The sequence below is a fragment of the Mesobacterium pallidum genome (assembly GCF_019966535.1).
In the GTDB taxonomy this organism is placed as follows: domain Bacteria; phylum Pseudomonadota; class Alphaproteobacteria; order Rhodobacterales; family Rhodobacteraceae; genus Mesobacterium; species Mesobacterium pallidum.
Genome location: NZ_JAIMID010000014.1, coordinates 91,700 through 104,939 on the forward strand (window position 1 = coordinate 91,700; position 13,240 = coordinate 104,939).

Below are 13,240 nucleotides of genomic sequence, written 5' to 3' on the forward strand. Positions count from 1 at the left end.
CTTCCGCGCCGTTCGGCGCGGGCAAAAGGGAGGAAACGACAATGAAACGCAGAACGTTCTTCAAGGCCACGACGCTGCTGGCCGCGTCGCTGGTGGCCGGGGCCGCCATGGCCGCCGATCCGATCATCGTCGGCGCGGTCGCGCCCAAGACCGGCCCGCTGGCGGGCGGCGCGGCGGTCACCCACTGGCCGAACATCGCGCTTTGGGTCAAGGAAGTGAACGAGCGCGGCGGGCTGACCGTCGGCGGTGAGCAGCGCATGCTCGAGGTCATCGAATACGACGACCAGACCAACCCGGCCGAGACGATCAAGGCCGTGCAGCGCCTGGCCACGCAGGACGATGCCGACATCATCCTCGCGCCCTATTCAACCGGCCTGAACCTTGCCGCCGCGCCGATCTTTGACCGGCTGGGGTTCCCGCAGATCACCTCGTCCGCCGCGACCGACCAGATCGGTGAGCTTTCGGCCCAGTTCAACGACATGTTCTTCCTGCTGGGCCGCTCGTCCGACCTGGCCGAGGACGCGGTCGAGGTGCTGGCCGAACTGCGCGAGGCCGGCGAGATCGGCAACCGCGTCGCCATGGTCAACGTCGCCGACGCCTTCGGCATCGAGCTGGCGGCCGTCGGCAAACCCGCGCTCGAGGCGGCCGGGTTCGAGCTGGTCTACGAGACCTCCTATCCCCTGGGCACGCCGGACCTGTCGCCGATCATGAAGGCCGCGAAGGCCGCAGAGCCCGACGCCTTCGTCGCCTGGTCCTACCCGCCCGACACCTTCGGGCTGACCGAACAGGCGATGATCGAAGAGCTGAACGTCAAGGCCTTCTACACTGCCGTCGCCACCGCCTTCCCGGCCTATGGCGGGCGCTTTGGCGCAGCGGCCGAGGGCGTGATGGGCATCGGCGGCGTGAACACCGCCTCGCCCGCGTTCCAGGATTACGCCGCGCGCCTCGAGGCCGCGACCGGGTCCAAGCCGGACTACTGGGCCTCGGGCATGATGTACGCCTCGCTTCAGATCCTCGAAGAGGCGATCGAGACGACCGGCACGCTCGACATGGCCGAGGTGACGCAGTTCATCAAGGACAATTCCTTCGAGACCGTGATGGGCACGATCGACTTCGACGACGAGAACAACAACACGGCCTACTGGACCGTCGGCCAGTGGCAGGGCGGCGAGTTCAAGGGGATCAAGGAAACCGGCCGCGAGGGCGCGGTGGCCCCGATCCTCAAGACCGGCTGGGAATAATCCCCAAGACCCGCGCGGCCCCTATCCCGGGGCCGCGCGACCCCAAGCGGAGCAGACATGGACATCCTGATAACCGGCCTCATCCTGGGCGGCACCTATGCGCTGATCGCCATGGGGCTGAACCTGCAATACGGCGTGTCGCGCATCATGAACCTCGCCAATGGCGAGATGCTGGTGATCGGCGGCTTCACCGCCTTTGCCCTTTACACCGCCGGGCAGGTCAGCCCGCTGTTGACCATCTTCATCGTGGCGCCGGTGGCCTACGTGCTCAACTGGCTGGTCTACCGGATCATGCTGCGCCCTCTGGTCAAACGCGCCAAAAGCCGCGGGATGCTGGAGCAAGACGCGATCCTGACCACCTTCGGCCTCTCATTCGTCATGGTGGGCCTGATGCTCTGGGCCTTTGGCGGCGACTACTTCAGCTATTCCTACCTTGCGCGCCCCGTGGTCATCTTCGGTGACAATTTCGGCCTGAACCGCGTGGTGGCCTTTGGCTGCGCGGCGCTGCTCTGCGCCGGGCTCTACCTCTGGCTCAACGTCTCGCGCGCCGGCATGGCGATCCGCGCCGTGGCCGTGTCGCCCGAGAACGCGCGCCTGGTCGGCATCGACGTGCCCAAGCTATCCGCCCGTGCCTTTGCCCTTGGCGGAGCGGTCACGGCCGTCGGCGGCGCGGTCATCTCGACCTTCCTGACGCTCGACGCCTCGACCGGGGTGATGTTCACCATGAAGGCGCTGATCATCGTCATCATGGGCGGGGTCGGCGACGTGCGCGGCACGATCCTCGCCGCGCTGGTGCTGGGGCTGGGCGAGACGCTCGTGGCCACCTTCATCGACCCCGGCCTGACGCTGGCCGCCGCCTATGCGCTGTTCATCGCCATCCTGCTGTTCCGGCCGCAGGGCTTTTTCGGAAGGAAACCGACATGAAACGCGGCGACCTGAGCAACCTTGCATGGGGCGCTGCCCTTCTGGTGCTGGCGGCGCTGCTGCCGCTGACCGGCGACGGCTACCTGATCTCGCTGGGCGTGACGATCGCGATGTATACCGTGCTCGCCACGTCATGGGCGCTGTTCTCGGGGCCGACGCATTACATCTCTCTCGCCACGGCGGCCTTTTTCGGCGTCGGCACCTATGTCACCGGCGCGGGGATCGACCACCTGCCCTACTGGACCCTTCTGCCCATCGCCGCCGTCGTCGGCGGCGTGCTGGCGGCGTTGGTGGGGCTGGCGACGCTGCGCCTGTCGGGCGTCTACTTCGTCATCTTCACGCTGGGCCTGGCCGAGATGACGCGGCAGGTCGTCACCTGGTACCAGAACAAGACGGGCCACAAGGGCACCTACGTGCTGACCGACCTCACGGACAACGACATCTACTGGCAGCTGGTCGCGCTCGCGGGTCTCGTGTTCCTGATCGGCTGGGCCGTGGGCCGGTCGCGCCTTGGCTTTGCGCTGCGCATCATCGGCGATGACGAGGACGTGGCCCGCCATGTCGGCATCAACACCGCGCTCAGCAAGGTCGCGCTCTTCATCGTCTCGGGCGCGGTCGCCGCCGTGGTCGGCGCGATCATCGCGCCCCGCTACGTCTATATCGAGCCCTCGACCGCCTTTACCCCCATGCTGTCCTTCCAGGTTGTCATCATGGCGCTCCTGGGCGGCACCGGGCGCCTCTGGGGACCGCTCGTGGGGGTCATTCCCTTTACCCTGCTGTGGGAGGCGATCTCGTCCTCTTTCCCCAACCAGACGACACTGCTGCTGGGGCTGAGTTTCCTGGCCATCGTCTACCTGCTGCCGGGCGGTTTCGTCGGGCTCTGGGACCGGGTGAAGCACCGCTCGGCCCGGCGGAGGGCCCTGGCATGACCGCTGTCGTCAAACTTTCCGGCGCGACCAAGCAGTTCGGCGGGCTCGTCGCTGTCGACAACGTCAGCTTCGAAGTGCAGGAGCACCAGGTGCTGGGGCTCATTGGCCCGAACGGGTCGGGCAAGTCGACCACGCTGAACCTGATCTCGGGCGCCCTGCCCGTCACCGATGGCGACATCGCCCTGCGCGGCCGCGAGATCACCGGGCTTCCCGCGCGCGAGATCGCCCGCAAGGGCGTGGCGCGGACCTTCCAGCTGGTGCGGCTGCTGCCATCCATGAACGTGGTCGAGAACGTGATGGCCGGCGCGGTCTTTGGCCACCGCCGTCGCTGGGGCGCCTCGGCCGAGCGGCATGCAAAGCATGTGCTGGAAACCGTGGGGATCGCCGACAAGGCCCGGTCCCACGTCAGCCAACTGACCTATATCGACACCAAGCGCGTGGAACTGGCCCGCGCGCTGGCGGGCGAGCCCGAGGTGCTGCTGCTGGACGAATGGCTGGCCGGGCTGAACCCGACCGAGCTGACGGAAGGCATCGACCTGATCCACCGCCTGCGGGACGAGGGGCGGACGATCATCCTGGTGGAACACGTGATGGACGCGATCCGGTCGCTTTGCGACGCCTGCGTGGTCATGTCCTCGGGCAAGAAGATCGCGGAAGGCTCGACCGAGGCGGTCCTGTCGGACCCCGAGGTGATCCGCGCCTACCTGGGGGACGACGATGCTTGAAGTCAAAGGCATTTCCGCCGCCTACGGCCAGCACCCGGCGCTCAAGGGCGCCTCGGTCCGCGTCGGCAAGGGCGAGATCGTGGTGATCCTGGGCGCCAACGGGGCCGGGAAATCGACGCTGCTCAAGGCGATCAGCGGGATCTGCGAGGGCAAGGTCACGGGCTCGATCACCATGAACGGGCACGAGCTGGTCGGAATGAAACCCGACCGGATCGTCGAGGAAGGCATTGCGCTGGTGCCCGAGGGGCGCGGCATCTTTGGCGACCTGACGGTCGAGGAGAACCTGACGCTGGGCGCCTATGCCCAACGCGCCAAGGACGCCGAAGAGGTGAACCTCGACCGCGTCTATACGCTGTTCCCCAAGCTGCGCGAGCGGCGGCGACAGGTGGCGCGCACCATGTCGGGGGGCGAGCAGCAGATGGTCGCCATCGGCCGCGCGATGATGTCGAACCCGGCAGTGCTGACGCTGGACGAGCCGTCGCTGGGCCTGTCGCCGCTGCTGTCGAAGGAACTGTTTTCGAGCCTGCGCGCGGTGCGCGACACCGGCATCGGCATCCTGCTGGTCGAGCAGAACGCCAAGGCCTCGCTGGCCATCGCGGATCGCGGGTACCTGCTCGAGAACACCCAGGTGGTGCACGAGGACACGGCCGCGAACCTCGCCAAGGACCCGGCGGTGCAGAAGGCCTACCTGGGCGGGGCGGCGGCGAAACCTGGGGCCGGCAAGGGCATGCCCGCCCCTGCCCCGTCGGCCCCGCGCCCCGCCAAGGGGCCCTCGCCGTCCGAGATCGCCGCGCAGGCCATGGCGCGCATGGCCCCGCCGGCGAAACCGGCCGCAGCGCCTGCGCCCACGCCCACGCCGCAGCCTGAGCCAAGGGCTCATCCGCCCCAGCGGGCGGTCTCGCAACCGGCCCCGGTCCCGCCGGCAAGGATCGACACGGCCGACCTCGTGGCGCGGGCCAGCCAGATGGCCTCGCGCCGGGGCCAGCCGCCAGCCGCGCCCAAGCCCGGGCCGATGCCCGCGCCGACGAAACCCGCCCGCGCGGCCAGCCCACCCCGCCCCGTCATGCCCGACCTGACGGGCCAGTCGGACCGGCTGCGCGACATGCTGCAAGAGATCGAAACCGCCGCTGCCCGTGCCCGCGACCGTTCGCGCAATCGCACGCGCCAACCCTGAGGAAAGGAGCCACCCATGCTGGACCACTCCGCCACCGCCCCGACCATCAAGGGCATGTATATCGATGGGCAATGGACGCCCGCCGCCCGCACCTTCGACGACCTCAACCCGTCGGACAATTCGCTTTACGCCCGCATCCCGGACGGCTCGGCCGAGGACACGCGCCGCGCCATCGCCGCCGCGAAAAAGGCCTTTCCGGCCTGGTCGGGCCTCGCCTTCCACGAGCGCGCCCATTACCTGCTCAAGATCGCCGACGCCTGGGACCGCCGCAAGAATGACTTCGTCGCGGCCGCCGTGGCAGAAGGCGGGGGCTGGTTCGGCAAGGGCATGTTCGAGGCGGGCTATGTCGCCGAGGTGTTCCGCAGCGCCTCGGCCCTCTGCTACCAGAACATCGGCGAGGTGCTGCCCTCCGAGCACCACAAGTTCATGATGGCCACCCGCTTCCCGCTGGGCGTGGTCAGCGTGATCAGCCCCTGGAACATGCCCGGCATCCTGACCTCGCGCGGCTTTGCCGCCGCGCTGGCTGTCGGCAACACCGTGGTGCTGAAACCGTCCGAGGACACACCCTACGCCGGCGGATTGTACTTTGCCGAGATCCTCGAAGAGGCGGGCATCCCGGCCGGCGTCTTCAACGTCGTCACCTGCTCGCGCGAGAGCGTCGGCGCGGTGGGCGACGAGATGATCGAGAGCCCGACCGTCAAGGCCGTGTCTTTCACCGGCTCTACCGCCGTGGGGCGGCACATCGCGGCCAAGTGCGGCGCGCATCTCAAGAAGGCCTGCGTCGAGCTGGGCGGCAAGGACAGCATGATCATCCTCGAGGATGCCGACCTCGACCACGCGGCCAAGGCGGCCAATTTCGGGTCCTTCATGCACCAGGGCCAGGTCTGCATGTCGACGGAAAAGATCCTGGTACAGGAAGGCATCTACGACGATTTCATGCGCAAGTTCCTCGCCCGCGCGGCCAAGCTCAAGACCGGCCACACCCGCGACAAGGACAACGTCATCGGCCCGCTGGTGAACACCCGCCAGGCGCTGCGCGTCAAGGCGCTGATCGACGACGCGCTGGCCAAGGGGGCTCGGGCCGAGATCGGCGGCAAGGCCTGGGACAACTTCGTCGAGCCGACCGTGCTGACGGGCGTGACGACCGAGATGGACATCTGGCACGACGAGACCTTCGGCCCGGTCGTCATCGTCGCCCCCTTCCGCGACGAGGCCGAGGCCATCGCGCTGAACAACGACACCGAATACGGGCTGACGGCGGCGATCATGACCCGCGACGAGGCCCGTGCCCTGCGCATGGCCGAGCATATCGAGACCGGCATCTGTCACGTCAATTGCCAGAACATCAACGACGAGCCGCACGTGCCCTTCGGTGGCACCAAGGCTTCGGGCGTCGGCCGTTACGGCGGGCGCTGGTCGCTGGACGCGTTCACGGAACTGCGCTGGATCACGCTGGATCGCGGCGGCCGGCACTTCCCGCCGGTTTTCTGAGGAGGATGGAAACATGACAGCACTTGGATGGATCATCGTCCTTCTGATCCTCGCCGCCGCGCTGATCGCGCTGGCCGCCTGGTTCTACGAACGGGCCACGAACGAGGTCAGCCTCGTCCGTACCGGCATCGGCGGCCGCAAGGTCGTGATCGACGGCGGCACCCTGGCGATCCCGTATTTCCACGAGATCAACCGCGTGAACATGCAGACGATCCGCATGGACGTGGTCCGGCGCGGCAACAGCGCCCTTATCACCAAAGACCGGATGCGCGTGGATGTTGGCGCGGAATTCTACGCCTCCGTGGTGCCCGAGGCGGATGCGATCGCCCGCGCCGCACAGACCCTGGGGCGGCGGACCTTCCAGCCCGACGAGCTGAAATCGCTGATCGACGGCATGATGGTCGACGCGCTGCGCACGGTGGCTGCGCAAATGACCATGGACGAGCTGCACGAGGACCGCGCCGAGTTCGTGCGCGAGGTGCGCAACATCCTGGGCGAGACGCTGGGGCGCTACGGGCTGCAGCTTGATTCCGTGTCGCTGACCGATTTCGACCAGACGGCGTTCTCGTCTCTGGACGAGACCAACGCCTTCAACGCGGTCGGGATGCGCAAGCTGGCCGAGGTGATCGCCAAGTCCAAGCGCGAGCGAGCGCAGATCGAGGGCGACAGCGAGGTCGAGGTGCGGCGCACCGCGATGGAGGCCAGCCGCCGCAAGCTCGAGATCGACCTCGAGGAACGCCGGGCCGAGATTGCCCAGGCGCAGGAGGTCGAGACGCTGATGGCCGCGCAGCTGGCCGAGGTGGCCCGCCGCAAGGCAGATGCCGAACGCGACGCCGCCCATGCCCGCATCCGGATGGAGCAGGAGATCCAGTCCGCCGACATCGCCCGCGAGCTGGCGATCCGCGAGGCCGAGATCGCGCAGGACCGCGCCCTGAACATCGCCGAGCAGGAGCGGCAGATCCAGATCTCGGCCAAGAGCCAGGAGGAAAGCCGCGCCCGGGCCGAGGCCGACACCGTGCGGGCCGAGGCCGTGAAGGCCGAAGAGGCGATCCAGACCGCGCGCCAGATGGCCGAGGCCGAACGGCGCAAGGCCATCGCCCTGATCGCCGCACAGCAGGATGCCGAGACGGCCGCGACTCGGGCGAAGATCGCCGCCGAAAGCGACAAGGCCACGGCCAAGGACCGGACCGAGGCCAAGCGCGCCGAGGCCGAGGCGCTCAAGCTTCTGCGCATGGCCGAAATCGAGGCGGACGCGGCCCGGATCGAGGCCGAGAATGCCCGCTCCGAGGCGCTGGCCGCGCTCGAGCTGGAAAAGGCGCGGCTTGCGGCGGCGCCCGGGATCATCGCGCAGATGGTCAAGCCGGCCGAGAAGATCGACAGCATCACCGTGCACCAGCTGTCCGGCCTCGGGCCGCGCGGCGGGGCCGAGGGGCAGGCAGGCGAGCCGGGCACTGGCTCTCCGGTGTCGCAGGTCGTGAACGCGATCCTCGACATGGCGGTGTCGATGCCGGCGATGACCCGGCTGGGCGAACAGATCGGCGACCATGTCGCCGGGGCACCGGGAAAGCCGCGGGACTGACCTCGTGGGGACAAGACCCGGCGGGGACCAGCCGGGTCAAATCGGGGTCGGGCGGAGGCCCGGACCTTGCGGCGACGCAGGGTCCGGGCCTCTTGCTTTCATCCATGGCGCCCCGGTGCCTTCGGGCAGCATGTCCGACAAATGGTTATCGAACTGTGAACGCCGATGGCGCCCCGCCCGCCGACAGTGGCGCGACCGGGCGGGCGCGATGTCCGCCCGGCGCTGGGGTAACTTCGCGGTATAGCCGCCGTCGACCATGTGGAACGACCCGGTGATGAAGGACGCCCGGTCCGACACCAGGAATCCGACCAGCGCGGCCACGTCCGCAGGCTCGCCCAACCGGCCCAGCGGGGTCTGATCCTTGAGGAACTGCTTGCCCGCCTCGTCAAGGTTGGTGTCGAGGATCTTGGTGTTGATGAAGCCCGGCCCCACGGCGTTGATGCGCACGTTGTCTGCGGCATGTTCCAGCGCCGCGTTTCGGGTCAGCCCGACGACGGCATGCTTGGCCGCGACATAGGCCGGGTTGCCCGGAAAGCCCACCGCGCCCAGCATCGAGGCGATGTTGACGATGGCGCCGCCGCCGGCCTTCTTCATCTCGGGGATGGCATAGCGCAGCCCGTAGAAGGTGCCGTGCAGGTCGACGTTCACCACGCCATGCCAGGCATCCAGCGGGTAGTCGCCCGTCGACACGTCCGGCCCGCCGATCCCCGCATTGTTGACAAGGATATGCAGCCCGCCGGTCTTTTCGACCGCGAAGGCGACCATGGCCTCGACATCCTTTGGGTTCGACACGTCCGCGGCCACGGCCAGCGCTGTGCCGCCGGCCCTTTCGATCACCGCCACCTGGGCCTCTGCGGTCTCTTGCTTGAGATCGGCGATCACCACCGTGGCGCCGGCCGAGGCAAGCTCCTCGGCGATGGCGGCGCCGATGCCGGCGGCCGCGCCGGTGACGATGGCGGTCTTGCCTGTCAGATCATAAGACATTGTATGCTCCGGATTATTTCCTGGGGGCGGGCCCGGGCTTGCATGCACCGTCCCGCCTGTCACACAGGTATTCCCCCAGGGTGCCCGATGCCTCGCCCACGTCCGCACCGGCGATGTGCCCCAGTGCGCGGAACATCCGGCAAAGGCATTCTCTGCGCGCATGACTGTCCTGCCGGCCACGGCCGGGTCATTGCGTTCGCGTTGTCAGCTATCGGCCTGTCAGGCGGCGTCGGGGCGCGCCGTCTGTTCCACCAGGATCGCATCCTTCGCGCCGACCCAATCGCCCCAGGTCTGCGCGAAATCCCACGCATCCGCTTCGGCGTCGAACCGCACCTTGGCCTCGACCTCGCCTGCCTTGCTCAGGCAGGTCACCAGGAAACCGCCGCTCTCACGGGATACCGTAATCATGTCTTCACTCTCGAAACGCTCGCGGGACCGGATGTACCCGCATATCGTGACCGAATGACGACGCGCGTGCATCCGGAGCGTGACGCCATATCCGCGCAGATAGCCCTCGCACAAGCTGCAAAATCGCACGATCATGGTTCTGTCACATAAACTTGTCACGAAATGGGGCCCATGCCCCCCGCGGCATGACGGGCCCGGGCCGAACGGAGCGAGAGATGGACAAGAAAAGGGACGAGACCGAGCTGGACTGGCTCGAGGCGGAGCTGGCCGACACGCTGGACGAGGATTACGAGCTCGAGCTGTCCGAGCCGGCGCTGTCGATGGAGATTCGCAAGATCTACCAGAAGGCGCATCCGCCCAGCCTCGAGCGTCGCGACTACCTGCGCAAGCTGCTGTATTTGCAATCGGAACTGATCAAGATGCACGATTGGGTGCAGTACCACGGCGAAAAGGTCGTGGTGCTGTTCGAGGGCCGCGACAGCGCCGGCAAGGGGGGCGTCATCAAGCGCATCACCCAGCGGCTGAACCCGCGCGCCTGCCGCGTGGTCGCCCTGCCCGCCCCGTCCGAGCGCGAGAAGAGCCAGTGGTATTTCCAGCGCTACGTGCCGCACCTGCCCGCCGCGGGCGAAATCGTGCTGTTCGACCGCTCATGGTACAACCGCGCGGGGGTCGAGCGGGTGATGGGCTTTGCCGACGAGAGCCAGGTCGAACAGTTCTTCGATGACGTGCCGGAGTTCGAGCGGATGCTGGTGCGGTCGGGGATTCGCGTCTTCAAGTACTGGTTCTCGATCACCGACGAGGAACAGCAGATGCGCTTCCTCATGCGCATCCACGACCCGCTTAAGCAGTGGAAACTGTCGCCGATGGACCTGCAATCCCGCGTCCGGTGGGAACAGTACACCAAGGCCAAGGAAGAGATGATGCACCGCACCAACATCCCCGAGGCGCCCTGGTACATCGTCCCCGGCAACGACAAGAAGCGCGCCCGGCTGAACTGCATCGACCACCTCTTGTCGCGCATCCCGTACGAGCCGGTTCCGCACGAGGACGTCACCCTGCCCGAGCGGACGTACAACCCCGAGTACGAGCGCGCCGTGCTGCCGCCCGAGCTTTACGTACCCTCCAAGTACTGACCCGGGCGCCGGGGCATCCCCCGCCCGGCGCATTCGTCCCAAGTTCGACATTCCCTTGACCGGGCTGTCACAGCCCGCCTCCGGGCGCATCCCGGTGCGGTGAGTATCCCGAGCGCAGGCGCGGAGATGGCGCCATTGCACCGCCGCGGCAGAGCCATTTCTTTCGGACGGCGGGCACCACCGGGACCGGCACCCACGGCGCGACCGTCGCGGGATATGACCGAATGGAGCGGACCGGCGTCGATTTCGACATCGCCGGCGTGCGCAACATCCATGCCGATCTCGGCGGCAATGGGATCGGCCTGCCGTTCACCCCTCTCCGCCGGTGCTCTTCGCCAACATCGACGCTGTCGAGGCAGCCGAAGTGACCATCCCCGTGGCCTGGCTTGCTGCCGGTTTCGTGGACAGCGGGTCAAGTTTGCTTGGTGCGGGCCTCGAACGCCACAGAGTTTGGATATTACCCCTTCCACAAGCAAATCGGCACGGATCGACGCTTGCTCGATGAGATCGCTGGCCGGGGTTACGCCGTGACCGAGTTGGAGCGCCGGACCTCGAAGGGGCTGAGGATGGCCAAAGGCATCCAGCGCCGGGAAGATGACTTCCCCGTGGACCCGGCGGCCGACGTCACGATCTCCGACCTGGGCTGATGTAGGGGTCAGACATCTGAGCGCCTTATCGATACAGCGACCGAGCGATTTACGCCCTTCGCCTCAGCGCCCCCACCCCATCGAGGGGGATAAGTGCCACCTTTGCTCAGCCTGACTGTCATTCGGCCTGTTGCGCTCACGCCTCTGCGCGACATGATGCCCGGCACCCTTTCACAAGCAAGCCGGATCACACAATCGTTCACTCCAATGCGCCCTCCGACACCCGGAAAGGAAACCCCATGACCATGACCAGCCCGATGGACATCAACGACTTCTGCGCCCTGCCCACCCACATCGCCACCCACCATGATGGCGGCGGCTCTGTTTGGTATGTGCTGGACCAGCCCCTCATAGAAGCACTCGGGCTTCCCTATGGCTTCCATCATGCAGACTTCCTCGAACGCTGTGACACCTTTCCCAGTAGTTCCTCGGACTGCGACCGCAGATAAGACCAGTACTCGTCCAGCTGATCGGCTTCGCGTCTGGCTTTGGTTTCGTCTATCCGGGCTGATCCGGTGCGCAACGAAAACGCGATGCCAGGCGATATGTCGTGGGCTTCCAACTCGGTCGGGTTGCGACGGCTGAAGTAACAAATCCCTGAATTCGGATACCTGAACGCGGGTGAATTGGTCTCCGACATGGTCTACGGCTCCAAGAAACTGCAAGAATCTGAAGCGAAACCAATGCGTTAGTCGAAGAGATGGTGCCCCCACACGGACTCGAACCGCGGACCTACTGATTACAAATCAGTTGCTCTACCAGCTGAGCTATAGGGGCACTCGGGGCGTCAGATACAGCAGCCGCAGGCCGGGGCGCAAGAGAGAATCCCGCCCGCTCGACTGGTCAATCCAGCGACTCGGGGCGTTGCACGCAGATGAAATGCGTCAACTCGCCCGAGCCGTTGCTGATCGGACGGATCTCGCAATGGTGCCAGAACGGCGTGCCGTCCTTGGCGTAGTTCAGGATCTTGACCTTGCCGGACTCGCCGCTGTGGATCAGGTAACGGAACATGTCGACCGCCTCGGGCGAGGTGTCGGGCCCGTGCAGCATGCTCAGCGACCGGCCGATCACCTCGCCCGGTGTGTAGCCGGTGTAACGGTAGAACGTCTCCGTGACCGAGGTGACCGGATTGCCGGACTCGGCGGAACAGATCACCACGCAACGCACGTCAGGATCGAAGCGCATCTCGTTTTCCGAGAAAGCTTCGCCCGACTTCTTACTCTCACTCATTCTTGCTCCCATTGGCCGCCGCCGACTCGATCACGTGCACGAGGCTGCGGCGCAGCTTGGCATCCTTGATCGCCACGAAGGCTGTAACGAGCCGGGCGACCAGGTCGGCATCACTGCCCGTGTCCTCCTCGGGCGCGTGGTAGTTGGGATCGGGCTCACCGTTCGTCTTGTTGCGGATCGGCAGGATGTCCGACGCCGCGATCCCGTAGTGCTGGGCCAGTGAATAGATGTGGATCAGGCTGCACTTGGTGCTGGCATCCTCGTATTTCTGGTATTGCTGCGGACTGACAGACAGGACCTGCGCCACCTGCGCCTGGGTCAGCCCGCGTTCCGCGCGCAGCTCTTTCAGACGGGTGCCGATGTATCTGTAGACCTGGTTGGGCATGTCCATCCGGTTGCAGGGGATCGCTGGCCGCGCCCTCGCAGGGCGGATGCGTCAGGGCTAGCACGGCGCAAGAATCGGCACAAGCCGGGGCCGGCCCGCGATTCCCGAAAGCCTCTCGCAGAACGCGAGACTCCCACGACTCCGTCGCCAAATTCTCAATTTATTCGCGAAGCTCTGCCCGGCATCGTGGAATTTCAGCGTTTTTTCTCGTTTTTTGTGGTGAATGCGGCAATTTCGCCCCGTTGAGCCGCGAATTTACCTCATTCGAGTCACGTTGGAGCCACGAGTAACCTCAATAAATAAGAACATCGACCAAACGAAGAGAGACGCCCCCCGAAACGGCCAGACGGCACAAGGGACACGGCGGACCGGAGAAGGGAAAGACGGATG

Annotated in this window: 16 protein-coding genes and 1 tRNA gene; 11 read left to right on the top strand and 6 right to left on the bottom strand. The window is 66.4% G+C overall.

Going from position 1 to position 13,240, the window contains the following annotated elements; translation table 11 throughout:
• Window positions 1–41 precede the first annotated feature (41 nt).
• The 7 genes from MF270_RS19060 to MF270_RS19090 are packed head-to-tail and all read left to right on the top strand — an operon-like array spanning window position 42 to window position 8,063.
• On the top strand, window positions 42–1,241 hold the full coding sequence (locus MF270_RS19060; RefSeq protein ID WP_238367368.1) for an amino acid ABC transporter substrate-binding protein: 1,200 nt from the start codon (window positions 42–44) through the stop codon (window positions 1,239–1,241).
• 57 nt (window positions 1,242–1,298) lie between these two features.
• Window positions 1,299–2,165, top strand: a complete 867-nt coding sequence (locus MF270_RS19065; RefSeq protein ID WP_238367369.1) for a branched-chain amino acid ABC transporter permease — start codon at window positions 1,299–1,301, stop codon at window positions 2,163–2,165.
• On the top strand, window positions 2,162–3,094 hold the full coding sequence (locus MF270_RS19070; protein ID WP_238367370.1) for a branched-chain amino acid ABC transporter permease: 933 nt from the start codon (window positions 2,162–2,164) through the stop codon (window positions 3,092–3,094). Before MF270_RS19065 ends, MF270_RS19070 begins: the two co-directional genes overlap by 4 nt.
• Window positions 3,091–3,819, top strand: coding sequence for an ABC transporter ATP-binding protein (locus tag MF270_RS19075; RefSeq protein WP_238367371.1), 729 nt, complete (start codon window positions 3,091–3,093; stop codon window positions 3,817–3,819). Before MF270_RS19070 ends, MF270_RS19075 begins: the two co-directional genes overlap by 4 nt.
• Window positions 3,812–4,993, top strand: coding sequence for an ATP-binding cassette domain-containing protein (locus MF270_RS28235; RefSeq protein WP_272490818.1), 1,182 nt, complete (start codon window positions 3,812–3,814; stop codon window positions 4,991–4,993). Before MF270_RS19075 ends, MF270_RS28235 begins: the two co-directional genes overlap by 8 nt.
• 15 nt (window positions 4,994–5,008) lie before the next feature.
• Window positions 5,009–6,484: an aldehyde dehydrogenase family protein gene (locus MF270_RS19085; protein WP_238367372.1), complete on the top strand. Its 1,476-nt coding sequence runs from the start codon at window positions 5,009–5,011 to the stop codon at window positions 6,482–6,484.
• Window positions 6,485–6,497: 13 nt separating this feature from the next.
• Window positions 6,498–8,063, top strand: coding sequence for a flotillin family protein (locus MF270_RS19090; RefSeq protein ID WP_238367373.1), 1,566 nt, complete (start codon window positions 6,498–6,500; stop codon window positions 8,061–8,063).
• Between the two features lie 36 nt (window positions 8,064–8,099).
• Here the strand turns inward: MF270_RS19090 and MF270_RS19095 are convergent, their stop codons facing one another.
• Together MF270_RS19095 and MF270_RS19100 are read right to left on the bottom strand one after the other, a co-directional pair.
• Window positions 8,100–9,047, bottom strand: a complete 948-nt coding sequence (locus MF270_RS19095; RefSeq protein ID WP_238367374.1) for an SDR family NAD(P)-dependent oxidoreductase — start codon at window positions 9,045–9,047, stop codon at window positions 8,100–8,102.
• A gap of 219 nt (window positions 9,048–9,266) precedes the next feature.
• The gene (locus MF270_RS19100) at window positions 9,267–9,590 is read right to left on the bottom strand and encodes a hypothetical protein (RefSeq protein ID WP_238367375.1); all 324 of its coding nucleotides are present in this window, start codon (window positions 9,588–9,590) and stop codon (window positions 9,267–9,269) included.
• 80 nt (window positions 9,591–9,670) lie between these two features.
• Between MF270_RS19100 and ppk2 the strand changes: the two genes are divergently transcribed.
• From ppk2 to MF270_RS19120, 4 genes are all read left to right on the top strand, one after another.
• Window positions 9,671–10,588, top strand: a complete 918-nt coding sequence (ppk2, locus tag MF270_RS19105) for a polyphosphate kinase 2 (protein ID WP_238367376.1) — start codon at window positions 9,671–9,673, stop codon at window positions 10,586–10,588.
• Between the two features lie 224 nt (window positions 10,589–10,812).
• Entirely contained in the window at window positions 10,813–10,956 is a 144-nt protein-coding gene (locus MF270_RS19110; RefSeq protein ID WP_238367377.1) for a hypothetical protein, read from the top strand.
• A 126-nt stretch (window positions 10,957–11,082) separates the two neighbouring features.
• Complete coding sequence (locus MF270_RS19115) at window positions 11,083–11,235, top strand: hypothetical protein (protein WP_238367378.1); 153 nt, start codon at window positions 11,083–11,085, stop codon at window positions 11,233–11,235.
• Window positions 11,236–11,474: 239 nt separating this feature from the next.
• The gene (locus tag MF270_RS19120) at window positions 11,475–11,684 is read left to right on the top strand and encodes a hypothetical protein (RefSeq protein WP_238367379.1); all 210 of its coding nucleotides are present in this window, start codon (window positions 11,475–11,477) and stop codon (window positions 11,682–11,684) included.
• On the opposite strand, the gene MF270_RS28380 is transcribed toward MF270_RS19120, so the two are convergent.
• The 4 genes from MF270_RS28380 to MF270_RS19135 all read right to left on the bottom strand — a co-directional run bounded on the left by MF270_RS28380 (window position 11,618) and on the right by MF270_RS19135 (window position 12,856).
• The gene (locus MF270_RS28380; protein WP_336246037.1) at window positions 11,618–11,875 is read right to left on the bottom strand and encodes a DUF6538 domain-containing protein; all 258 of its coding nucleotides are present in this window, start codon (window positions 11,873–11,875) and stop codon (window positions 11,618–11,620) included. The two genes, MF270_RS19120 and MF270_RS28380, sit on opposite strands and share 67 nt — an antisense overlap.
• 61 nt (window positions 11,876–11,936) lie before the next feature.
• A tRNA-Thr gene (locus MF270_RS19125) sits at window positions 11,937–12,012 on the bottom strand.
• A gap of 66 nt (window positions 12,013–12,078) precedes the next feature.
• Window positions 12,079–12,465, bottom strand: coding sequence for a PAS domain-containing protein (locus MF270_RS19130; RefSeq protein ID WP_238367380.1), 387 nt, complete (start codon window positions 12,463–12,465; stop codon window positions 12,079–12,081).
• Window positions 12,458–12,856, bottom strand: a complete 399-nt coding sequence (locus tag MF270_RS19135) for a helix-turn-helix transcriptional regulator (RefSeq protein ID WP_238367381.1) — start codon at window positions 12,854–12,856, stop codon at window positions 12,458–12,460. Before MF270_RS19135 ends, MF270_RS19130 begins: the two co-directional genes overlap by 8 nt.
• Window positions 12,857–13,240: the final 384 nt, after the last annotated feature.